The organism is Pseudoalteromonas sp. S3776, assembly GCF_005886915.1.
GTDB lineage: Bacteria > Pseudomonadota > Gammaproteobacteria > Enterobacterales > Alteromonadaceae > Pseudoalteromonas.
Map to the genome: position 1 here is coordinate 23,721 of NZ_PNCU01000015.1, position 22,994 is coordinate 46,714.

A 22,994-nucleotide genomic window follows, 5' to 3' on the forward strand; every position below is an offset into this window, starting at 1 on the left:
GTTTTCTCTATTTTGAAGATTTAATTAATTTTATCAGATCTTTAGCCTGATTTTTACGTTCTTTAGTAAAAGGTTTTTTAGCGTAGCGCACTTGATTAAATAAATAGCTAAATTCGCTTAAAGGTGCAGCCGCCTCAGGGCTTTGCTCTGCAAAGTATATTAGCTGCTGATTAGGAGAATAGTGACTAGGCGCCGTTATGTTGTTTTTATTTGCCCAATGCATAATGGCTTCAAATTCTGCAACTAACGGCGGGCGCTTACTTTTATTGCGTGGCCAATTTAAATAAATAAAATAAGCAGCAAAGCTAAAAGCAAATCCTAAAATAACCGCTAAAGGTACCAACCAAAGGTGTTTACTACCAAAAAGTGATTTTAAAAAGTTACTTTGTTTTTCTTCGTCAAAGCCAAGTACCCAGCTAGTCCATTGGTAATCAAGGGTTTCTAGTTTGAGCCTTAACCAATTAACGGCTGCAAAGTTACTTAAACTCACTAAGCCAAAATCAAGATTACTTTTAAATTCATCATTGAGTTCTTCGTTTTGTGAAAGTGAACCATTTAAACGCTCGGGGGCTACCACCGCTGTGGCATCAAAAATTTGCCACTGATTATTAATATACACTTCAACCCAGGCGTGGGCATCGTATTGGCGAACCGATAAATAGTTATTTGATTGATTTTTTTCGCCACCTAAATACCCACTGGCCAAGCGCGCGGGAATACCGGCGCTTCTAAAAATATAGGCTGCTGCACTGGCGTAATGGCCGCAAAAGCCGCGTTTTTTATCAAATAAAAATTGATCAATAGTGCTGTCACCCGTCATAGGCTCAGGGGTTAACGTGTAACTAAATTCTTGTTTAGCAAAGTAGTTAAGCAATGCATTATAAAAGTCGATTTGCGACGTTGTTGATTGTTTAAGTGTGGCTGCAAGTTTGGCTGCTTGTTGGTTTGTTTGGTTATTTAAGCGTGTGTAATAAGTGGTTTGCCAATTTGATAGCTGCTCTGTACTCAGTGCTGCACTTGATACCTGATACTGCAAGCTTTTAGCTTGATATTGCTTTTTTCGTAACAGCCCTAACGCATTACTTTCAACATTTTTATTATTACTGGTAGCGTAATTAAGCCCATATAGCCACTTTTGATTAGCAGGCTCGGCAATAATAGTATAGGTACTTTGTACTAATATTTTTTTATCGGGATCGGCGCTTTGATTATTATATTTTAGTAAATCAGATGTTTTCCACGCTTTACCATCAAAGGTGTCGTGCACAAGTGCGCGCCAATAATAAGGCGAGGCAGACGTTTTATTATCAAAGCGGGCTCTAAAAACCAGTTCATCAGAATTAGACAACTTTGCAATATCAAACGGATCAACCTGTTCAGAGAGGCCTGTTTTAGCAAGCTTTGGCCCAGGTAATTGCCAAAAAGAGGGCATTTTAGGTAAAAACAACAACAAAAATATAGCTAAGGGCAAAGCAATAAATAACAGCTTAGCACTTTGTTTAGAGGCTAATTTTAAACTATGAGAAGATTCAATTAAGCTCAATACCGCAAAGTTGAGTAAAAATAGGGCGCTCATAGTTAAGGTAGTTATTATGCTTTGGTTAAACAAATACGCCGATGAAATAGAAAAAAACGTAAGTGTAACAATAATATGGTAATGCTTTTTTGTTTTAGCCTGCAGTAGTTTAAAAATACTAGAGAGCAATAACATAGCAACAAACAATATTACTGTATCGCCTATACCTAGGGTGTAAATCATTAATATTAAAGCTAAACCAGCCAAAATATTTGCAAGCCACGCGTTAGGTTTGGGTGTGTCAGTCAGTGTTAAGTACACGTTCCACAGGCATAACATCGATAAAACCCCAATAAACAGTATGGGCATATGCGATAAATAAAACGCAAACAAACAGGCATAGATAAAGCTCATTGCTAAATTTATTGCCCGGTAATTTAATAGCTCAGCCATTATTTGCTCCGCCGAATTCGCTCAGAAGTGCTAAACACTGTGATTTATCGTGCGTGTCATTGGTTGCTTTGTAACTTGCTGAGGGCAAAATGAGTGTAAACGGTGTGTTGTTTTCGCATGCATTACACACTAAAAAGCAAAGCTGACTCAAGCGTTGCTCGGTATTACCCGTTAGCTGGTTAAAATCAAAAACAATATCGGACTTTTTATAATCACTAAATTCTTTTACGAGTAACTGCTGCGATTTAGCGTAATGTTTCCATGAAATTCGCTGCAGTCCCATTTCTGGTAAATGCGTAATTAGCTCATCAAACTCTTCGCTGCCGCTCTCTTTAATACTGCCTGTTTGCGTTGTATGTTCAAACGTATTGTTGTAAGTGTCGTTTAATACATGCTCTGGCGCAGGGTAAACATAAACAGAGTCATTGGGTTGTATATAACTCCACACGCTTACCAGCCCAAATGGGTAATTACTGTGTATTTTAAAACGTTTAAGGGGATATTTACCGCGGGTATTATAGGGTAGGTTAATAATTAACGAGCTGTCTTTGGGCGTAACTTGCGCTAAGTGCTTTGCGTATTTTGAATCACTTGAGTAGCTAAGCGATACTGATTGCGTAAGTGTTGGGGCTTTTAAAATAAATTTAACCGATCCTTTATTTGGTGAGAAGCTGGCAACGCTTTTTATATATTCAACCTTTAGCCCTTTGGCATTTGTATAACCAAGCAGTACGGCAATAATCATCACCACAAACATTAAATAAGCCATCACCAAAATTAAGTTATTTTGATAATTAATCCCCATAACAAAATTTAAAATTGCGACAACAATAAAGTAAAAGCCGAGCTGCGAGGGCACCACATAAATATTGTTATGAGCCAGCGTAATGGATTGCTTTGAATGCTTGTTTTTAAGTAGTTTATTAAGTAAACGCTTTTTAAATGCACCTAATATACTGACTTTTTTAGCTTTTTTTTTAAATAACACGTTAAACTGGCACAGCAACAGTTTTTAAAATTTCATTTACTTGCGCTTCGCCCGATTCGTTATGCAGTCCTAATCGGTGCTGGCACACGCTTGCAAATACAGCTTGTACATCGTCAGGGGTGACAAAATCACGCCCTTCAATAAATGCCCACGACTTAGCCGCTTTGGCAAGCGCCATACTTGCACGAGGAGACAGCGAGCCTGCAAATGCGGCGCTTTGACGAGTATGCGTTACTAATTCAATAATGTAGTCAACCACAGGGCTACTTATTACAATTTGATTAATTAAGGTTTGAATTTGCTGTAGCTGCTTAGCGTCTATTCTTTGAGGTAATTGGCTGTAGTCTCGCGGTTTAATGTTTAAAATAAGGTGTTTTTCAGCCTCTTTAGGAGGGAAACCTAAACTTATGCGCATTAAAAATCGATCTAACTGCGATTCAGGAAGTGGGTAAGTACCCGATTGATAAAGCGGGTTTTGCGTGGCAATTACAAAAAAAGAATTTGGTAATGTGTACTTACTGCCATCTACTGTAACTTGCTGCTCTTCCATTGCCTCAAGTAATGCACTTTGCGTTTTAGGGCCCGCGCGGTTTATTTCATCTGCTAATACAACTTGGCTAAAAATTGGCCCTTTATGAAATGTAAACGTATGTTCATTAGCGTTAAATACATTAGTTCCTAAAATATCGGCAGGTAAAAGATCGCTTGTAAATTGTATACGCTGATACGACAGCCCTAGCACAGCAGCAAGTGCATGTGAGAGCGTAGTTTTACCCATACCTGGTAAATCTTCTATCAGTAAATGTCCTTCACTGAATAAGCAGGTGAGTGCTAGTTTTATTTGTTGTTTTTTTCCAAAAATAACACTCGATAAATCGTCGATAATTGCCGAAACAGTGTTTTGCATACTGACCTTATTTTATTCGCTTAGTTCGAGGCGCTTCATAACAGAATTAACTTTTTTAGCGTTAAAAGGTTTTTCTATAAAGCCTTTGGCACCTAATTCCCATGTGTTTTGCACGTTTTCAAGGGTGTTATGACCCGAGCACATAACAACGTGCGCGTGAGGGTAACTATCATTAATGTGTTCTAGAATATCAGAGCTTTCAGAATCAGGTAAGTCTACATCCAAAAATATGACATTGGGTGATTTTTTATCAAGAAGGGGTTTAGCAGAAAGGTAATCGTTGCTTTCTAAAATATCTTCAAAGCCTAGCTCCGTTAATATTTGGTTTAGGTAGTCACGTATTTCCTTAACGTCATCAATAATAAGTATAGGCTCAAGCGGGCGCACAAATTCCATATGTTAATTACTTCTATTTATAATACATCTAAAGTAATTTAATTTTATGCTAAGCACTGTATAAGCTCAAGAAAGTAAATCAAAAAACAACCAATTAGCGCTTTTACGCACCTAAACCTGCCGTATTAATTAAACACCCAAACCATTAAATTGGTTAATAAATGTTAAATAATACTCTTCAATAGTTCTTTACAGAACAGTTTAAATAAGACTTTAGTCATAATTAGCAATTTTATTTTAAAATTCAAAACTATTAAATCCTTGTTTATAAATGCAAATTTTTATAAATACGATTTCATGTAAATGTTTTGTAATAAAAGATGTTGACGTTACATTATTCATTTGTGATTATGCTCACTAGCTGAGCCAATGCCCATTGCGAAGTTTAAAAACACATTTTAGTAAAATGCTCATTTGCTTTAGCTGCACACTGAAAATACACAACACACTAAATAGAGAGTTCATTATGTTAAATAATAAGAAAGCTAAATTTGCGCTAACGTTAGTAGCAGCAGCGTTGGCGGCGCCAGCACAAGCAGATATGTCAGATTACTTTGACCGCCTTGACGTTAACTTTCTAGCAATGCAAAACTTTCAGTCTATTCAAGCTAAAGACGGTGCATTTCGTCCTGAAGATGAAGAGCAGTCATCAGGTTTTGGGCGTATAAGAGCTAACTTAATGCTTAAGTTTCATATCAATGAATACATTACTGCCGACATTGATATAGCCGAAGAGCCGAACGATTTTGGCGGCGGCGACCGTGATTTTTCGTTCCATAACGACTTTGCAGGTATCGAATTCGATTTACTTGGCTTATACGGCACACCAAACGAAAACGAAAATCTAACGCTTCGTTTAGGTAATATTGGTGCCTCTCCATTTCAGTTTAAAGGTTTTCAAGATGGCGCTGATAACCAAGGTAATGCCTTAATTGGTAACGGCATTAACGACTACGCAACCGCAGAAAACGGTGTACAATTAAGCTACACAGAAACATTTGACAGTGGTGTGCTTCGTTCTTACAACGTGGCGGGTCATATTACGACATCAAGTTTTGGTGAGGCATTTCAAGAAGATAGAGGTTTTAACTACCGCTTACAAGGTACGTTAGAGTTTGAAGGTGGCTTTAAAGTTGGTTTAAATTACTTACAAGCTAACCAAGGCGACCAGCTTCGTTTTGAAAATGGCGTAGCAAGCTTAGATGGACTTACTACAACAAATTACCGTTTTGGTGATGGCGAAAACTATAACTTTTCGGCTTCTCCTTCAAGCGAACGTGATACTCACGTAGGTGTTATGCCAGGCCTTGATCAGTCTATCATTCAATTAAATTTAGCGTATCAGCCATCAGATCAAACCAGCATCATATTAATGTTAGGTAAATCGTCTGACGATTACACCTTTGCAGACTCTGCAGGTAACGCAGTGGCAGGTATTACCTACTTTGGCACAAATGGCGTAGCAGACGAAAACGGCACCACATTTGATTCAAACAGCGTAATTAAAGGCGAGAGCTCAGTAGAATATTACGCAGTTGAAGCGCAGCAATACATTATTCCTGAAAAACTTTACGTAGCCGCGCGCTATGCAGAGTCAGAAAACACTTCCGATTTAATCAGCCAAAACGATAACACCGTTGAGCGCTTACAAGTAGCCGCAGGTTACTGGTTTACTGATTCAACACTATTAAAAGTTGAGTATGTAAACCAAGAAGAAGGCGCAAACTCAGGTGGTCAAATTGGCCGTGGTTTTGACGGTTTCACCTCAGAAATCTCAGTTAAATTTTAAATAGCTTACTAACTTACTGTTTGGTTTAAAGGTAATTTCGGCGTTGTAAATACGTTGAAATTACTCACTGCTTTATTTACTAAGGCGCTTTACAGTTATTTTTTAAGCGTCATTTAACATATTTATGAGGGTTAACCCGATGAAAACTAAATTATTAATGCTCGCGTGTTCAATTATGGCTATTAACGTAGCTGCTAAAGAAACCATAACCATTGCCACTGTTAACAATGGTGACATGATCACCATGAAAGAGCTAAGCAATCATTTTGAAGAACAAAACCCAGATATTTCATTAAAATGGGTAACACTTGAAGAAAATATTTTACGTCAACGTGTAACAACCGATGTTGCTACAAAAGGCGGCCAATACGACGTAATGACTATTGGCACCTATGAAGTGCCAATTTGGGGTAAACAAAACTGGCTAACTGAGCTTGATAACCTAGGTGAAAATTACGACGTTGATGACTTACTACCTGCTATTCGAAGTGGTTTAACGATAGATAACAAACTATACGCGGCCCCATTTTATGGCGAAAGCTCTATGGTTATGTACCGTACAGATCTAATGGAAAAAGCCGGTTTAGAAATGCCAAACGCGCCTACGTGGAGCTTTATTCAAAAAGCTGCAAAAGCGATGACCAATAAAGATGAAGGTGTTTATGGCCTTTGTTTACGTGGTAAGGCAGGTTGGGGCGAAAATGTGGCTTTAATTACTTCAATGGCAAATTCGTTTGGCGCTCGTTGGTTTGATGAAAACTGGAAACCACAATTTAACACCCCAGAGTGGAAGGCTACACTCCAGTACTATGTAGATATTATGAAAGAGTCTGGCCCTGCGGGTTCGTCAGCGAATGGATTTAACGAAAACCTAGCGTTATTTCAAACGGGTAAATGTGGTATTTGGATTGATGCAACGGTTGCTGGCGCATTTGTAACCAATAAAAAAGATTCTGAAGTAGCTGATAAAGTAGGCTTTGCACTTGCACCTGATAATGGCCTTGGTAAACGTGGTAATTGGCTATGGTCATGGACACTTGCAATTCCTTCAAGCAGTAAAAAATCTGATGCTGCAATGAAATTTATTAGCTGGGCTACATCAAAAGAATACAGCCAATTAGTTGCCGATAACAAAGGCTGGGCAAAGGTACCACCGGGTACTCGCGCATCACTTTATGAAAACGAGCAATACATGAATGCAGCACCGTTTGCACAAATAACGCTTGATTCTATTAATTCGGCCGACCCGAAAAATCCTACTGTAAAACCCGTACCTTATGTTGGCATTCAGTTTGTAGCAATTCCTGAATTTCAAGGCATTGGCACGGCTGTTGGGCAACAGTTTTCAGCTGCACTTACTGGGCAAATGACTGTTGAGCAAGCGCTTAGCACATCACAACGCCTAGTTGAGCGCACAATGCGTAAAGCGCGCTACCCAAAATAAATAAGTAGGCGGGTAAGTTTATCGCTTACCTCGTATTTTTCGTCAGCATTAGCATGTTATCTAGTAGCCGTTTGTCGTTGTTACTAAGGTTAATGCTGACTTTTTGAAGGTCACTGATATGGCAACTACACAGTCTCGTACGCTTGCACGCATAATGCTATTTCCTAGTGTAATTTTATTACTAGGATGGATGATAGTGCCGCTGTGCATGACACTCTATTTCTCATTTGTAGATTACAACTTACTTATTCCTGGTGAACGTGAATTTGTAGGCTTTTTAAACTACGAGTTTTTTTTAACAGATCCTGCATTTGTTGAATCCTTTTTTAATACCCTTTATTTAGTAACGGGTGTATTAGCTATCACTATTTGTGGTGGTATTGGATTAGCTGTTCTCCTCGACCAAGCAATATGGGGGCGAAACTATGTTCGTATTATGGTTCTCGCCCCATTTTTTGTTATGCCAACCGTATCGGCTTTGGTGTGGAAAAACATGTTTATGAACCCTGTGAACGGATTATTTGCACATTTTGCAATATGGCTTGGGATTGAGCCAATCGACTTTTTTGCACAAATGCCGTTGTTTTCAATCATTATTATTGTTTCTTGGCAGTGGTTACCGTTTGCTGCGTTGATATTACTGACGGCAATTCAATCGCTTGACCGCGAACAACTCGAAGCTGCAGATTTAGATGGTGCCGGGCCTTTTAGTAAGTTTTTTTATATAGTGCTGCCGCATTTATCACGCGCAGTTACCGCTGTTATTTTAATTGAAACTATATTTTTACTGTCTATTTTTGCAGAAATTTTAGTGACAACCAGTGGCGGGCCTGGGTATGCATCAACCAACATTACCTACTTAATTTACACCCAATCGTTATTACAATTTGATGTAGGCGGGGGCTCAGCAGGGGGCATAGTTGCAGTAATTATTGCCAATATTGTAGCCATATTTTTAATGCGCCTTATTGGTAAAAACTTAGAGGGTTAATCATGGCTAGTGCAGCAAATAAAAAATCAAAACTAATTTATACCCTGGCAGCATGGACCATCAGTGGTATGATTTTTTTCCCAATTTTGTGGACATTAATCACCAGTTTTAAAACCGAAGCAGAAGCAATATCAGCCACACCCGCGTTATTTGCTTTTGATTGGACACTGGAAAACTACCAAGATGTGTTAGCGCGATCGCCGTATTTTGACCACTTTTGGAACTCTGTGGTTATATCACTAGGCTCAAGTTTATTGGGCTTATTAATAGCGGTACCAGCCGCGTGGTCAATGGCGTTTGTGCAAACGAAAAAAACTAAAAACCTACTTATGTGGATGCTTTCTACAAAAATGCTCCCGCCGGTAGGAGTGTTAATTCCTATTTATTTACTCTTTAGAGACTTTGCTTTGTTAGATACAAAACTGGGCTTAGTTATTGTTATGACCTTAATAAACTTACCAATTATGGTATGGATGTTATACACCTACTTTAGAGAAATTCCGGGTGAAATTTTAGAAGCGTCACGAATGGATGGCGCAACTATTGGCGAAGAAATATTTCATGTATTACTGCCAATCGCACTACCTGGCATAGCCTCAACATTACTGTTAAACGTAATTCTGGCATGGAATGAAGCATTTTGGACACTCATTTTAACCGCTGCAAATGCCGCACCACTAACGGCATTTATTGCCAGTTACTCAAGCCCAGAAGGGTTATTTTACGCCAAGTTGTCGGCAGCTTCTGCCATGGCCATTGTGCCAATATTAATTCTTGGTTGGTTTAGTCAAAAACAATTAGTGCGCGGCTTAAGCTTTGGCGCAGTAAAGTAGGAGAACACACATGGGCAGCATCACACTAAAAAAAGTAACTAAAAGTTTTGATGAAGTTAACGTAATAAAACCGCTTGATTTAGAGATAAAAGACGGCGAATTTATTGTATTTGTAGGGCCATCGGGCTGTGGTAAATCAACATTACTACGTATGATTGCCGGATTAGAAGACACAACCAGCGGCACAATTGAGATTGATGGCCAAAATGCAACACAGACGCCACCGGCAAAACGTGGTTTAGCTATGGTATTTCAATCATACGCTTTGTACCCGCACATGAGTGTACGCAATAATATTGCGTTTCCACTAAAGCGTGCAAAAGTAAGCCCTGCTGAAATTGAAAGTAAAATAGCAAATGCCGCTAAAATACTAAATTTAACCGATTACTTAGACCGTAAACCAGGCCAATTATCGGGCGGGCAGCGCCAACGTGTAGCAATAGGGCGCGCAATAGTAAGGCAACCGTCGGCATTTTTGTTTGACGAACCGCTTTCAAATTTAGATGCATCGTTGCGTGTAAATATGCGCTTAGAAATTTCAGAGCTACACAAAAGCTTAGCTACAACAATGATTTATGTAACACATGACCAAGTTGAAGCGATGACAATGGCAGACAGAATTGCGGTATTTAATGGTGGTATTATTGAGCAAGTTGGTACGCCGCTTGAGCTGTATCAGCACCCGGTAAATAAATTTGTGGCAGGCTTTATTGGTTCACCAAAAATGAACTTTATTGAAGTAGATAACGATAGCCATGCACAAACGCACAGTTTAGGTGTGCGTCCTGAGCACTTTGAAATTTCAACTGAGACAGGCACTTGGCAAGGTACTGTGGGCGTAATCGAGCATTTAGGCTCTGAAAGCTTTTTACATGTAACCATTGAAGGTGGCAGTACGGTTACAGTAAAAGCAGACGGCGATTGCCCACTAAAATATGGCGACACAATTTATTTAAGTGCGCCTGAGCACAAGGTACATAGATTTGATAGAAATGGGTTAACGATTAAAAACCCAACAGTTTAATCCGCCGTTTTAAGCCAATACTTTAGAAATAGCAATTTTAACTAAAGTATTGGTTATTAAATTAATGTGACACTTCGGCATTTTATAAATGAATGATATATTTGCAAATATTATAAAATGATTGAACGTTTTAAAACGGTTTAACCATAAATGTATCACAAACCTAAGGGCATGGCTCCTTTGACAGTAAGAGGTTTATGTGGCAAAGCTAACAAATACAGAAATACGTAAGCTCGATGACGCAGCTAGAGCAGGGTGGCTTTATTATGTTGCGGGTAAAACACAAGACGAAATTGCTAAAAAGCTCAACGTATCTCGTCAATCGGCTCAACGTATGGTGGCACTATCTGTAAGCCAAGGGCTTATAAAAGTAAGGCTTGATCATCCTATTGCTAAATGCATGGATTTAGCAGAAAAAATTAAAAGCCGCTTTGGTTTAGACTCCTGTGAAGTAGTGCCTAGCGATGGCTCAGATCCAAACTCTACAGTGGGTTTAGCGCAAGCCGGCGCAGCTGAAATACAACGCCATTTAAAATCAGAAACACCGAAAATTTTAGCTATGGGTACTGGGCGCGTATTACGTGCATGCGTTGATGAACTGCCAACGCTAGATTGTAGCCAACACAAAGTAGTGGCTATGCTTGGTAACATGGCACTTGATGGGTCGGCTTCACCTTATGATGTAGTTGTTAGAATGGCCGAGCATATAAATGCAAAGCATTATCCAATGCCGCTTCCTGTATTACCAAGAAGTGTTGAAGAGAAACAGCAATTGCATTCACAACATAATATTACCAGTAACTTAAAATTGGCCACCAAAGCCGATGTAACATTTGTGGGTGTAGGTAGCTTAGGCGAAAAATCGCCATTACATATTGATGGCTTTGTTGATGAGCAAGAACTAAAAGAGCTACAAAATTTAGGAGCTGTTGGCGAAATGATCAGCTGGGTTTACGACAAACGCGGCCAATTAATTGATTGCACTGTAAACCAACGTGTTGCCAGTACGCCACTAAAAATTGAAGGTAATAAACAAATTTATGCCATAGCTGCCGGTGAAGATAAAGTACTTGCGATACTGGGTGCTGTGAGATCAAATATGATCAGCGGTTTAATTACTAATGAATACACCGCAGAACGTATTTTAAGTATGGATTAGCCAATGTTGTTTTAGGCAACTTTTTAAAACATACGGTAAAGCTGGCTGAATGAGTTTTTATTTTCAAAAAGGAAAACAAACAGGCCTTTTAAATACGAACAAATTTAGGCTTTTTAAAACGTGTTTAAAAAGTACTGTGTTGAAAGAACGTTGATGCAAGTGACAATCTAAAAGCTAATGTCGTTAAAATTTTAAAGTAACCAACGTTTAAAGTACTTTGTGAGAAATACAGTCAGTAAAGTGCTGAGTGTAATGAATAATAAAAGCGTAATGATCAGGAATAAACTAAAAAGCATAGTTTGCTATAAACGAACTTAATGTCCGATACCGTCTAGTATTGGACATAGTAGGAGTGTATTGCACACTCCTTATTACAATATACATAACTACCTATAATTTATATTATGTTAAATAATGTGAATTATTACATAACCAAAGTAAGTAGCTTCTATTATTTAGGTATAAACCACTATTTCTGGTGTTTTGTAATTGTCTTTTTAAAGTTGGTATTTCAGAAAACCGTTCAAATTGTTATGCGCAGTAACTTTTACAACACCTTACGCGCTACATTGTTTTACACCTATATTTTCGCTAATGTTTATGTAGCATTTCAATCTTATAAAGCTTAGCAATTATCAATTCCATATAGCTGCCTCTATACTCCGTTTATAAAAATTAATTACCTTTTTAAACAGGCTCAAATTTTGTAATCGTCGTTTCAATCATTTTATTTAAAGCTAATTTACTGCTACAAGGTTTTTCGCGCCTCATATCAGGTTTAGATTAAAGCCTTAGATTTAAGTTTTTCGAAACCTAAGGCTTTACGCAAAAATAATATGACTTAGTTACAACCTAGTTCAGACCTTAAACCATACACTGATGATTCAATTGTTTGTGCACTGTTATACGATAAGTTTGGCATTACATTTATACCAGAGCGCGATTCAACTTCATCAATACTTACTTCGGTATTACAAAAGTTATCACTGCGACTCGCTGATTGCTCCATAATAAATGCCGACGCTTTAATTGAACTACCAGTTTGCTGCATAACAATTTTAAAATAGCCACTTGGAATGGTATGTGCTTCATTTGCTTGTGGTAACTCTGCAAAATAATATTCGTATAATGGACCTGTTACTACATATAAATCATTTCCATTTCCTACGTGATTTCGCACTGCAGATTCAAGCCTAACCCATGGGTCTTGATTTAATGCGGATGATTGCGGCGTAATATTAGAAAGTAAGTTTGTTAGTTTCCAATCAGCCGTATTACTAAAAGATGCTAATGGAACTTGATGGCCTCTATCGGTATTTATTGTTGCATACGCATCGGTGTAATCACTAGGCTCTAACGTGTAATGTGAGTATAGATCTGGATCGGCTTTCCAACTTCTGCTTCTCGATGGTCCACTCATAGTGCTAGTCGTAACATGGTAAGCCACCCAATCTGCAAACTTTGTATAACGATTATTTTTAAAGTATAAATACTTCGCTCAATTGTATTGCCATTATCTAAACCTGTTGGGCAACCTTGTAAACAGTTGTCTGCACTTGCACTGTGCGCAAAACATAAACCTGTAAGTACTATTGATGCCTTTATTATTGTCTTCATTGTTTTATCCTCAATTAAATGAGGGTAAAAATTAACAGTACATTATTACAGCAACATGTATCTAACTAATTGTTTATAAATACAATAATATCGTCTTAGGCTTTTGGTATTACTAATATAAGTCGCGAGTATACAGTTACCCTCGCCTTATATTTAACGCAATAACGTTGTTTGTAGACCTAGCGAATAAAGGGATTTTTATACACTTACATGCATTATGTTAAATTGAGTGCTTTGTAGCTTTCTATGCGTAATCACCCTGATATAAAGCGTATACGCACACTTTTAATGTATGAATGTTGAGCAATTAATAACGATTTATACTTAAATGGTTTAATACTAAAAAATAGATAAAACAAAAAACCGTTTGAATAACTAATTATACAAAAATTAATACAGCTCAAACGGCATGGTTTTATGTACATATTAGCCAAAGTGGCTAACTAGGCCTTTAAAATTAACGTGTTTTAAAACTTTTTATCAGCCAAAAATTCACCCATTAACGAAATTACTCGTTCTGGTTTTTCATCAATAACCCAGTGCCCTGCTTTTTCTATCCAAGTTAGTGTTGCATTTGGTAAGGTTTGAGCTAACTGAGGTGCATATTTAGGTTTTTGAAAGTTATCTTCATCACCCCATAAAATGAGGGTTTCATGCTTTAAGCTTTTAAGCTCACCGGCAATTGCTTGTGTGTACTCTTTATTAAGTCGGCGCATATTAGTGAATAACGCTGCTTTACCTCGCTCATTACTCCATTGCTTTAAATACTGTTTTTTAAGTTCGTCGGTCATTATGCTTTTATCGTATACACCTTTTGGCATAAAATCATTTAGCGTATCAACAAACTCATCAACCGATGTTTCTTGCTCTACACCAGGCTCAAGCAAAGGTTCAAACTCGGGTATTGGCCAAGAATCAAAGCAAACACTATCAATTAATATTAAGCTGTTTACTTTTTCTGGGTAATTTACCGCCATGAGTTGTGCTATTCCGCCACCTATATCATGAGAGGCAATGTTTGCTTTAGAAATACCTAGCTCATCCATAAATTGACTGATTATTTTGCACTGGGCATTAATTGATACATCGGTATTTATTGGCATATCAGATTCGCCGTAATTGAGTAAATCAGGTGCAATAACACGATGTTGCTCACTCAGTGTTGGCATAACATTTCGCCATAACGATTTGTTAGTCGGAATACCATGTAATAATAGTAGAGGTGTGCCCTCACCCATTTCTTGATACGCAATTTTGTGGCCTTCAACGGTAATGGTTTGTGTTTTACTCATACATACGATCCTCATCAATATTTAAAATTTAGCATAAACCTGTGTATGTATAGTGATGAGCAATTATCATCCCAGCTTGTTTTTTAAATAATTTTTTTGAGGTTTAAATAATTACAAAAATCTGAGAGCGCTTTAAAACGCGGTCTGTGGCTATTAATGGTAAGTAGGGTTAATTTTGAGTTAAGCGAAAAGAATAAAAATAAAGAGTTATAAAATAACCTTGATTTTTAAAATTATGAAATAAAGTAGTAGCTACATGAAATAATTACTGCCAGTTTGGGCCTATTAAAAATAATAGGCCCTGTGTATTTTAAATTTATATTTTTTAATTTGGACTAGCTTAGCAAATGCTTAATTTTATTAATTAATACTTGCTGCTTTACTGGTTTTTCAAGCATGTCGTCAAACCCAAGTTCAACATACTTAGCATTACTATTTATGTCAGAATCTGAAGTGTGGGCAATAATTTTGGTTTGCTTGTCTGCGTTATGTTTTTTTATTTTAAGCATCGCGTCTGTGCCCGAGAGTTCTGGCATAACAATATCCATTAAAATAATATCGTAATTATTTTGCGACACCATCAACATAGCTTCTATTGCATTGCTCGCATAATCTATTGCTACGTTTTCATCTTTCAGCATGGCTCTAATAACCATTTCTACGAGCGGTTCATCATCAACTAATAACAACGATTTGGTGTTGTTAAATTCTGTATGCGTTGTAGTTACAGTAATGGGTTCTTGATTGTTTGCACTTACGGGTAACAATTCTACGGTGTTAACTAATAACGATAAATTAATAGATGTTGTTTTCCCGCGCTCGTGCACAGTAATATTTTTACCGCCGAGCATTTTAAAAATTGAGATAAAAAACCGCAGCTCTAATGTAGCATCAAAATTAATATCGCTTTCAAAAGACTGTTGTTTGCATACCATTTGTAACTGACTATAAAAGCTCCCCTGATTTGCTAAGTTATTTATAGAAAAGTCCAGCGACAAATAATGTTTACCTTGCTCGTTAATCAGCTCAGAATTTAACGACAATTTGCCTTGATGTGTGCTTTCTATAAGCTCACTAGCAAGCTGAATAATTAATTGCATAATCAGCTTTTCATCACTGCTTATGCCTTTATCTATGGGCACATTGTTATTAATAATTATATTTTTATCATCAGAGTCTTTATTAAGTATATCGGCCGCATTTTTAAGTAAGTCGGCTAAATTAATTGTGTTCATTTTAAGCTTTAATTTGCCGGTATCGGTTTTATTTATATTAACTAACTGCTGCACAACGCAACTTAACTGTGTACATGCATTTTCTAACTCATTGCTAAAATTGGCTTTCCTGTTTTTATAATTAAGCTCTACTATAGATTGCAGTGAACTAAGTGGCGCTTTTAATTGCATTGCTAGGCGTGCTACAAATTTATCTTTTAGCTGGTTAGCTTGCTTAGATTTTTCTACTACTTGGGCAAGTAATAACTCTTTTTGATGCGCTTGTGTTTCATCTCTAAAGTAACAAACAAAGCCACCAAAGTCGGTATGCCTTTGCACAACGGTGATCCAGCGGCCATCACTAAAGCCGATATCTATTAATTGGCTATGTTCATTAGCTAATTTATTATGTTCTTGATAATGGGTAATAATATTGTTTTGTTGAGAAATACTCATTATTTGGCTGTAACTTAATTGTTTATTATTTTGAATAACATGAGAAAACAATTCGTTAAATGCCTGATTAGTTATTACCGGAAATTCGTTACTATTAAAAATGGCAAAGCCATGCGGCAGTGCATCAAGCGAGCTTGAAAACAGCGATTCTCTATTAAGTATATGGGTATTTTTTTGTTTAATTTCATCATGTAATCGCCTTGGTAAACGTAAAAAGTAATAAACAAATGCAAATATAGCTAAGCTAATTAATGCCAGTTTAAATAAGTCGAACCTAGATACATTAGCAGGCGTTATCGGTTTGATGGGTTGCACATGCAAGCGCCACGTAGCAGGAAAACGACTACTTGCTGCGCTTATGCTGTTAGGGATAGTTTTAACATTTAGCTCCCCCCTACTACCTAATATAAACTGAGGGGTTGATATAAATAAATTATAATTTTGCGTATTTAGCTTACCTATTATGGCATTTAAAAATTTACTTAAATCAAAGGCTGTGAGTGTATAAATAGCGCTATTACCCATATTTATTTCTGAAATTAAAAACGCTGTATCGGCTACAGTAAATACCTCTACTGATTGTTTATTTGCTCGCATTGAAAAGGCGTTTAGCCAATTAGTAAAGCCATAAGCTGCTAAATCAAAGTTGTTTTTAGACCATATGGCAAGTTGTTTATAGTCATTATCAAATACAACAAAACCTTTATACGTTAAACTGCTTGATACCTGCGTTTTTACTAAATCACTTAATTGTTGCTGAGTATAACTTTGTTGGCTTTTTAAAAAGCCTGCGACAATTTTATCTTTTTGAGTAATGTAAAGTGCTTGGTTGTCAAAGCGCTCTAATGCATCAAACAGCGTTTGCCTTAACTGCTGAGTTTGTATGGCATAGGCATTTTTTTTGTCTTTTTTATCTAACGTATATAAAAGCAAAGCCGAGAACGAGCAAATAACCAGCGCAATTAAAAAGGCCACCGGCGCTAAGCTAAATAAGTGAACAAATCTATTTAGTGATTTTGTCTCACTCGGTTTAATTGCCTTAGTTGGGGTAAAATGCTTATTAAGCTGGGTTTGCAGTAATTGCGCAAAAGATACAAATTGTTCTTTTTGAGAGCCAATAAGTGTTTTAGGTGAAATATCGGCAATGATCAGTACGCCTATTAAACTGTTATCTAAATTATAAATGGGATATTGAGAGAAAAAGCGTACCTGTTGGCAGCGCCCTTTTGTTAGTGGGTCAAATAAGGTGTCCTCAATAATGTAGAGTTTTTCTTGTGTGCACGTTTGTGCCAAGCTATTTAATTCACTGTCTGCTTTGTATGGGTCATCGCAGCTAATAATTTGTTGCGTATACAAAGCATTATGATCAACGAATTTAACAATAGAAACATCGTAAAACTGCTTCATTAGGGTTAGCGTTTCGGTTATTTCTTGTTTTATTTCATCTATTTGTGTGTTGCTAAATTCATTTATATTATTTACATATGAGCTGTTCATGGGCGCACTCCTTCACCTTTCGGCGGTGTAGAAATCCAACGCGTGCTGTTAGCACTTGTATGTGATGGAAGTTTTACTCTAAATGGCGGAAGTAAGTTATTTAAAGCGCGTTCGCCTTGTGCATTTAACACCGGCTCTGCCGAAGTTAAATTGAGCGAAGCCTCGCAGTAAGTCACGCCAGGCTCTATGCCAATAAGGGCCAGCGTTTGAATAATTATGTCGTTATTTATTAAATCGATACCTAGCAGCTCAAAGGTTGTTTCTAAAATAGTAAATACCAGTGTTTCTACTATATTTTCATCTTCTTCTAGTTGCGTACCTTGTGGGCAGCAAATACTGCCTAGCTCTACATCTACACTGCTTGCTACACCTACCAGCGCCAGTGCATCAAGCGCGGTTCCTAATAACACTTCAACTTGTGGCAAATATAAATCAAGAATATCGCCTTGTGGCTCATACCCTGTTTGGCAACTATTGCACGACTGCGATAATTGCTGACTGTCTATGCCTAATAACGGATTACCAAGTGCAGTTACACCAATCAAACAACTACTATCGGCTTGCTGTTTAGCAATTGAAAAGCTTTCGCACGGGTTACCAGTAACTACCTTTTGAGACATATAGCGCGATACAATTTCGTCACCTGTTGCGGGGCACGCTAATGCTGTACTTTTTAGTAATTGCCCCATTACGGAGTTACTTAATTGCCCAATGGCATAATTAGGGCCTTGCTGTAGCGCATTGATATAACTTACATTGCCACTATTAGCGGTGTTACTAACTCCTAAACTATCTGAAAACTCATCACTTAAACTTTTTATACACGGGTTGCCTTGGCAATTAGGCGCATCGTAATAAATGGCTTCTCGTGAGGTGAACCTGTCATCGCGTATCCCAATTAAAGCGCGGTATGTTGCATTTGCTTGGCGGTCTGTGTAAAAAATTAAAGGCGCTTGGTGCTCATCAAACCCAATGGCGATACCTAAGGGGGTGTTATTAGCATCAACCACTGTTATTTGGTTATCTACCTTTGTGTGATAGCGCTTAATGAGTGCATCGCGCACTAAAATAACACCACCAATTGAGCCAATAATTAAAATGGTAATAATTAAAATCAGCTCAATAGTGAGTATGTAGCCCTGTTGGTATTGTTTATTCATAGAGCGCTCCTATAGCACTTCAACTAGCATTTTTAGTACATTCATTACCTGCAGCGCTGCAGGAAAAAACACCAGTACTAAAAACATAGGAAAACAAATTAAGATAATGGGAAAGGTGGTATGCAGTGCTTTTTTATTTACTTTTTTAGCTAATAAGATATTTTTTTTAAGCGCAAAGCTTTCTAATTGTGACTCAACCGCCTGTATTAACGGGGTGCCAAGCTTAGAGCCAATAAGCATTAGATTAGCTAATTTTTTTAAACCCGAGACCCCTGTTCTGTCATATAACGAATTAAAGGCTGTTTCGCGGTCTTTACCGGCACTGAGCTCAAACAAAAATAATTTAAGCTCTTTATATAAAGGGTGTTTTTTACTTAACCCGTGATCAACCGCTAAAGCAAATGCACGCTCTAGCGAAAAGCCAGCGCGCATATACACTAACAGCACACTTAAAAAAAACTCTAAGCTATTGTTTATTTGTACTTTACGCTGGCCTTTTTTAAATAAAAACCACATATCAGGCGCAAAAAAGCTAATAAAACAGATAATGGCTACAAGCGGTGTACTTATTACATAACCAGTGATCTCTATGGCAGTATAAGCACAAAATGTGGCGGCCATTTTAAAGCAGTACATGCTCAATAAAATTTTATTTAACTGATACCCTGCTTGTCTAAATTGGCTTTTTGAAATAACAATTAATGGATACCAATTTATATTAGTTTTGATAGGTTGCTGAACCTCAGCCTTTAATGACTGCTTTTGAATATGGATAAATGCACCCATACTCACCAATAAGCCAACAAATAAAAATAGGTCTATCATAGCGTTACCCTCAAGCTTAGGCGAAGCCATAAAAAGCCAAATAACTGGCAAAGCACAGCAACGGTAATAAAGGCCATGCCATTGGGGTTATTTAACAGCGGATCGAACCAGGTTGGATCGGTGTAATTAAATAAAGGCACTAAAGCGTAGGGTAAAACGCCACTAAACAGCGCAGCGTATTTAGTACCAGAAAGCTTAGCTTTGAGCTGCTGGCGATCTAGCGTTCTTAACGACATCATTTTGCATACACTTTTAAGCATGTCAGTTAGATCGCACTGGCTTTTTGTATGAGTAATTATGCTATGTGCAAATAACCGTACGGTTTCGCAGTTGTAGCGTTTAATCAAAGGGGCGAATGAGCTTTGTATATCACTGCCCATATTTAAGCGCTGCAGTAATAAATGACTTTGCGGTTTAATGTATTTATCGGCGTGTTCGTCGGCAAATTGCATAGCCTGAACAAGTGAAAGCCCAGTACTTAAACACGATTGTACGGTTTCTATGTACTCTAAAAATAAGTGCTCAAACTTGGCTAATTTATAGTGCGCTAAATCAATAATCACTATAAAGCAGGTTATAAATACAACCAAAGAAACAATTAATGCACTTGTAGTTGCTTGAGGATAAAAGTACTGTGCAACATACCAAGTACTGGTGGCAAGCGAGCAAGCAACGCTTATAAATAAAGCATTACTGATGTTAATCCCAAGTACCCGCAGTGACACTGTGATAATGTCTTTTTCTTCAAGTACATCGATCTCGTGCTTAGTACTTGCAGCGTGCGTTTTTACTTTAAGTGTTATAAAAACACTCAGTGCTAAAGTAAGTGACATAACACTTGCTATGGCCAGTAAGTAATCAAGTTTATTCATAATTACGCTCCCTGGCCGGTTGCAGTAATGCACTTATTTCGTTTATGTTGGCACCTTGGCTTTGCATAAAGCTCACCACGCTTGAGGTACTAATTGCCTTATCATTTACTTGCTCGGTATCGCTTACGCTATACAGCGCAGAGTATTGCGCACGTCCGTCTACTCGCTTTATTTCGCCAATACTTTTTAGGGTTCTTACACCGTTTGTATTTCGAGAAACATGTACAATTAACTGAATGCTTGATGCGATTAATGCGCTGGTGTGGGTGTCGCTTAGCTGCGCGTTATGTAATTGCACAAGCGTTGATAATCGGGTAACCGCATCGCTTGCACTATTAGCATGTACGGTGGTCATTGATCCTTGGTGCCCGCAGTTCATTGCTTGCAGCATGTCTATTACTTCCCCTGCGCGTACTTCGCCTACAAGTATTCTGTCGGCGCGCATTCTTAGTGCCGCTTTTACTAAATCGCGCAGGGTAACGGCGCCTTTGCCATCGCTGTTGGTGTCGTGCGCCTCTAATTGCACCACATGATTATGGTGCAAATTTAGCTCTGCACTTTCTTCTATAGTTACTACCCGCTCGTTAGTATTTATTGAATTAGCCAATACATTTAACAAAGTGGTTTTACCCGCGCCGGCATTACCACACACTAAAATATTGACCCCTAAGGCCACCGCGGTTTTTAAAAAAGTGAGGCAGTTTTTGCTTAAAAACTTATTGTCGATTAAAAAATCATCGTTAATTTTTTTGTGGTTAAATTTTCTAATCGAAACAATTGCAGCACTGGTGCATGCCGGTGGCACTACAATATGTACCCTGCTCCCATCTTTTAGTTTGCCATCTACAATGGGATTCAGAGCGTTAACTTGTCGAGCGCAACTATCAAGTAATCTATCAACAAAACGACGTAAGTGACGTTCATCGTCAAACTTACTGGCTGTACATAGCAATTTACCTTGCTTATCTATCCAAATATTTTGCGTATCGTTAATTAAAATATCGCTTACTTGGTCATCCAGCATAAATTGTGCTATTGGTCCTAAACCTTGTATTTCGTCGTAAACGGCTTGTACTACTTGAGCTTGTTGATGGCTGTTAAATGATGATTGTGCAAATTCGTCAATATCAATGCAAAGGGCAGATATTTTTTCAAGCAGCGCATCATTCAGTAAAGCACTTGGGTCTTGCTCGTATTCTTCAATTACTGCATCGTGGAGAATTTTTTTAAGTGATTCAAAGGTATTTAAATTGGTTTCTACAGACTCTGGTTTACTTGATAAATTAAACATAGCGCCTCACTTAGCTACATATACAGCTTGGTTTTTAACGCCTTTAACCACTTGAATTGTTCGGCTAGTTTGTAATTGGGAGAAATTTTGTAAGCGACCTTGTTCAATGTCATAAGCGCTGTGCACAATTATCGATACCTTATCTTGGGTATCAATTGCGGCTAACGAATACACATCTTTAGGAAGTACAGCCAACACTAATGACACACCCGCGCTGGTTGCTGGCTCTTTTTTTGCTAGGCTGTCCATCACGCCATTTTTTTGCGCTTTACTGCCAGGACCTTTTGAAATGCCAATAAGCTGCACATCGCGCGCAACGGTTCTTACAAGCCGGTTTGTTTTAGCAACAATATCTAAGCGGTCGCCTTTGTGCACCCGCGATAATGGAATATCTAAAGTGGTTAATTTTAATGTGTAAAGCACTCTGCCTGCGGGGATCGCCTCTGATAAATTTTGGCTTTTAACCTGCATAAAATCTGTTTCAAATAGTGGTTGTTCACCCATTTTATTAGTGGCTAATTGCTTACCAATAAATGCGCGGGGATTTTGTATACTTAGCGCCATATTTGCATAGTTACTAGGGTTTACATCTTTTTGGGCAATGTCGTGCACACTCACTACTTGCCCGGCCGACATATTTTTATTTACCACCCAGGCAGTAACTAAGTCTTGTTCGTTTACTTGTCTGATGCCAAGCGCTGAGGCCAACATGCCAGAGGTGATAAGTAAGGTGAGTGCAGCGGTAGTCGCCCCTTTATTATTTTTACTTTTCATAATTTCCTCCTGACAAATTTCACTGCCACACGGTTGTGGCAGTGTGATTTAGGTAGTTATAAATTTAATTACCTTGTGAACCACCTGCTGCTGTACGTGTTGCAGCATCGCCACTTGGCGTTGCATTAATAAGTGCAGCACTTTCACTAAAGTCAGAGGCAACAAAAGTAAACGAGCTACCATCGCCTGCGTAAACATCTACGGCATCAACATAGCCAGAGCCTGAAATTTCTGCAGTGCCTTCGGCGTTGATCATGCCATCAAATACATAGCTTTGATCTAACGAGCCAATTGCTTCTGCTACATCTTCAAGCTCGCTGGTTACAGAGTCTCGTAGGGTTGATAAACCAATTACCAGCGCTGCCACCATAGAAGTTGAAAGAATAATTAGCTCAGAAGTAAGTACAAAGCCTTGTTGTTTTTTACCGTTTAAGTTGCTTTTCATAGTTTTCATAATGATCACCTTAAATGTGTTAGAGCTTATGCCCACTTTATA

The 22,994-nt window shown here is 38.0% G+C and carries 18 protein-coding genes and 1 pseudogene; 6 read left to right on the forward strand and 13 right to left on the reverse strand.

Translation table 11 applies throughout. The features are described 5' to 3' along the window. Positions 1–7: 7 nt before the first annotated feature. The 4 genes from CWC16_RS07285 to CWC16_RS07300 are packed head-to-tail and all read right to left on the reverse strand — an operon-like array spanning position 8 to position 4,260. Positions 8–1,969, reverse strand: coding sequence for a transglutaminase TgpA family protein (locus CWC16_RS07285; RefSeq protein WP_138541054.1), 1,962 nt, complete (start codon positions 1,967–1,969; stop codon positions 8–10). Next, positions 1,962–2,975, reverse strand: a complete 1,014-nt coding sequence (locus CWC16_RS07290) for a DUF58 domain-containing protein (protein WP_138541055.1) — start codon at positions 2,973–2,975, stop codon at positions 1,962–1,964. The genes CWC16_RS07285 and CWC16_RS07290 overlap by 8 nt, the downstream gene beginning before the upstream one ends. Then, a complete protein-coding gene (locus CWC16_RS07295) occupies positions 2,959–3,864 on the reverse strand; it encodes an AAA family ATPase (protein WP_138541056.1) in 906 nt (301 codons plus the stop codon). Before CWC16_RS07295 ends, CWC16_RS07290 begins: the two co-directional genes overlap by 17 nt. Positions 3,865–3,876: 12 nt before the next feature. Continuing rightward, on the reverse strand, positions 3,877–4,260 hold the full coding sequence (locus CWC16_RS07300; RefSeq protein ID WP_029772290.1) for a response regulator: 384 nt from the start codon (positions 4,258–4,260) through the stop codon (positions 3,877–3,879). Positions 4,261–4,726: 466 nt separating this feature from the next. On the opposite strand from CWC16_RS07300, the gene CWC16_RS07305 reads away from it, so the two are divergent. The 6 genes from CWC16_RS07305 to CWC16_RS07330 all read left to right on the forward strand — a co-directional run bounded on the left by CWC16_RS07305 (position 4,727) and on the right by CWC16_RS07330 (position 11,500). Then, positions 4,727–6,049, forward strand: a complete 1,323-nt coding sequence (locus CWC16_RS07305) for a hypothetical protein (RefSeq protein ID WP_138541057.1) — start codon at positions 4,727–4,729, stop codon at positions 6,047–6,049. Positions 6,050–6,188: 139 nt separating this feature from the next. Then, positions 6,189–7,493, forward strand: a complete 1,305-nt coding sequence (locus CWC16_RS07310; protein ID WP_138541058.1) for an ABC transporter substrate-binding protein — start codon at positions 6,189–6,191, stop codon at positions 7,491–7,493. A 118-nt stretch (positions 7,494–7,611) separates the two neighbouring features. Further along, positions 7,612–8,484: a carbohydrate ABC transporter permease gene (locus tag CWC16_RS07315; RefSeq protein ID WP_138541059.1), complete on the forward strand. Its 873-nt coding sequence runs from the start codon at positions 7,612–7,614 to the stop codon at positions 8,482–8,484. Positions 8,485–8,486: 2 nt separating this feature from the next. Then, positions 8,487–9,317: a carbohydrate ABC transporter permease gene (locus CWC16_RS07320; RefSeq protein ID WP_004586533.1), complete on the forward strand. Its 831-nt coding sequence runs from the start codon at positions 8,487–8,489 to the stop codon at positions 9,315–9,317. 10 nt (positions 9,318–9,327) lie between these two features. Continuing rightward, on the forward strand, positions 9,328–10,341 hold the full coding sequence (locus CWC16_RS07325; protein ID WP_138541060.1) for an ABC transporter ATP-binding protein: 1,014 nt from the start codon (positions 9,328–9,330) through the stop codon (positions 10,339–10,341). A gap of 199 nt (positions 10,342–10,540) precedes the next feature. Then, on the forward strand, positions 10,541–11,500 hold the full coding sequence (locus CWC16_RS07330; RefSeq protein WP_138541061.1) for a sugar-binding transcriptional regulator: 960 nt from the start codon (positions 10,541–10,543) through the stop codon (positions 11,498–11,500). Positions 11,501–12,341: 841 nt separating this feature from the next. Here CWC16_RS07330 and CWC16_RS07335 read toward each other — a convergent pair. The 9 genes and pseudogenes from CWC16_RS07335 to CWC16_RS07375 all read right to left on the reverse strand — a co-directional run bounded on the left by CWC16_RS07335 (position 12,342) and on the right by CWC16_RS07375 (position 22,952). Beyond that, positions 12,342–13,117: pseudogene (locus CWC16_RS07335) on the reverse strand (DNA/RNA non-specific endonuclease). A 467-nt stretch (positions 13,118–13,584) separates the two neighbouring features. Next, the gene (locus CWC16_RS07340) at positions 13,585–14,409 is read right to left on the reverse strand and encodes an alpha/beta fold hydrolase (RefSeq protein WP_138541062.1); all 825 of its coding nucleotides are present in this window, start codon (positions 14,407–14,409) and stop codon (positions 13,585–13,587) included. Positions 14,410–14,744: 335 nt separating this feature from the next. Next, positions 14,745–17,576 carry a response regulator gene (locus tag CWC16_RS20230; protein ID WP_249929192.1) on the reverse strand — a complete coding sequence of 944 codons (2,832 nt, stop codon included), beginning with the start codon at positions 17,574–17,576 and terminating at the stop codon, positions 14,745–14,747. Beyond that, a complete protein-coding gene (locus CWC16_RS07350) occupies positions 17,573–18,736 on the reverse strand; it encodes a hypothetical protein (RefSeq protein ID WP_138541063.1) in 1,164 nt (387 codons plus the stop codon). The genes CWC16_RS20230 and CWC16_RS07350 overlap by 4 nt, the downstream gene beginning before the upstream one ends. A 9-nt stretch (positions 18,737–18,745) precedes the next feature. Beyond that, positions 18,746–19,561 (reverse strand): type II secretion system F family protein, encoded by an 816-nt coding sequence (locus tag CWC16_RS07355; RefSeq protein ID WP_138541064.1) that lies wholly within the window; start codon positions 19,559–19,561, stop codon positions 18,746–18,748. Beyond that, the gene (locus tag CWC16_RS07360) at positions 19,558–20,433 is read right to left on the reverse strand and encodes a type II secretion system F family protein (RefSeq protein WP_138541065.1); all 876 of its coding nucleotides are present in this window, start codon (positions 20,431–20,433) and stop codon (positions 19,558–19,560) included. The genes CWC16_RS07355 and CWC16_RS07360 overlap by 4 nt, the downstream gene beginning before the upstream one ends. Beyond that, complete coding sequence (locus CWC16_RS07365; protein ID WP_138541066.1) at positions 20,426–21,724, reverse strand: TadA family conjugal transfer-associated ATPase; 1,299 nt, start codon at positions 21,722–21,724, stop codon at positions 20,426–20,428. The genes CWC16_RS07360 and CWC16_RS07365 overlap by 8 nt, the downstream gene beginning before the upstream one ends. 6 nt (positions 21,725–21,730) lie before the next feature. Next, positions 21,731–22,498: a hypothetical protein gene (locus tag CWC16_RS07370; protein WP_054982510.1), complete on the reverse strand. Its 768-nt coding sequence runs from the start codon at positions 22,496–22,498 to the stop codon at positions 21,731–21,733. A gap of 64 nt (positions 22,499–22,562) precedes the next feature. Beyond that, the gene (locus tag CWC16_RS07375; RefSeq protein WP_024033620.1) at positions 22,563–22,952 is read right to left on the reverse strand and encodes a hypothetical protein; all 390 of its coding nucleotides are present in this window, start codon (positions 22,950–22,952) and stop codon (positions 22,563–22,565) included. Positions 22,953–22,994: the final 42 nt, after the last annotated feature.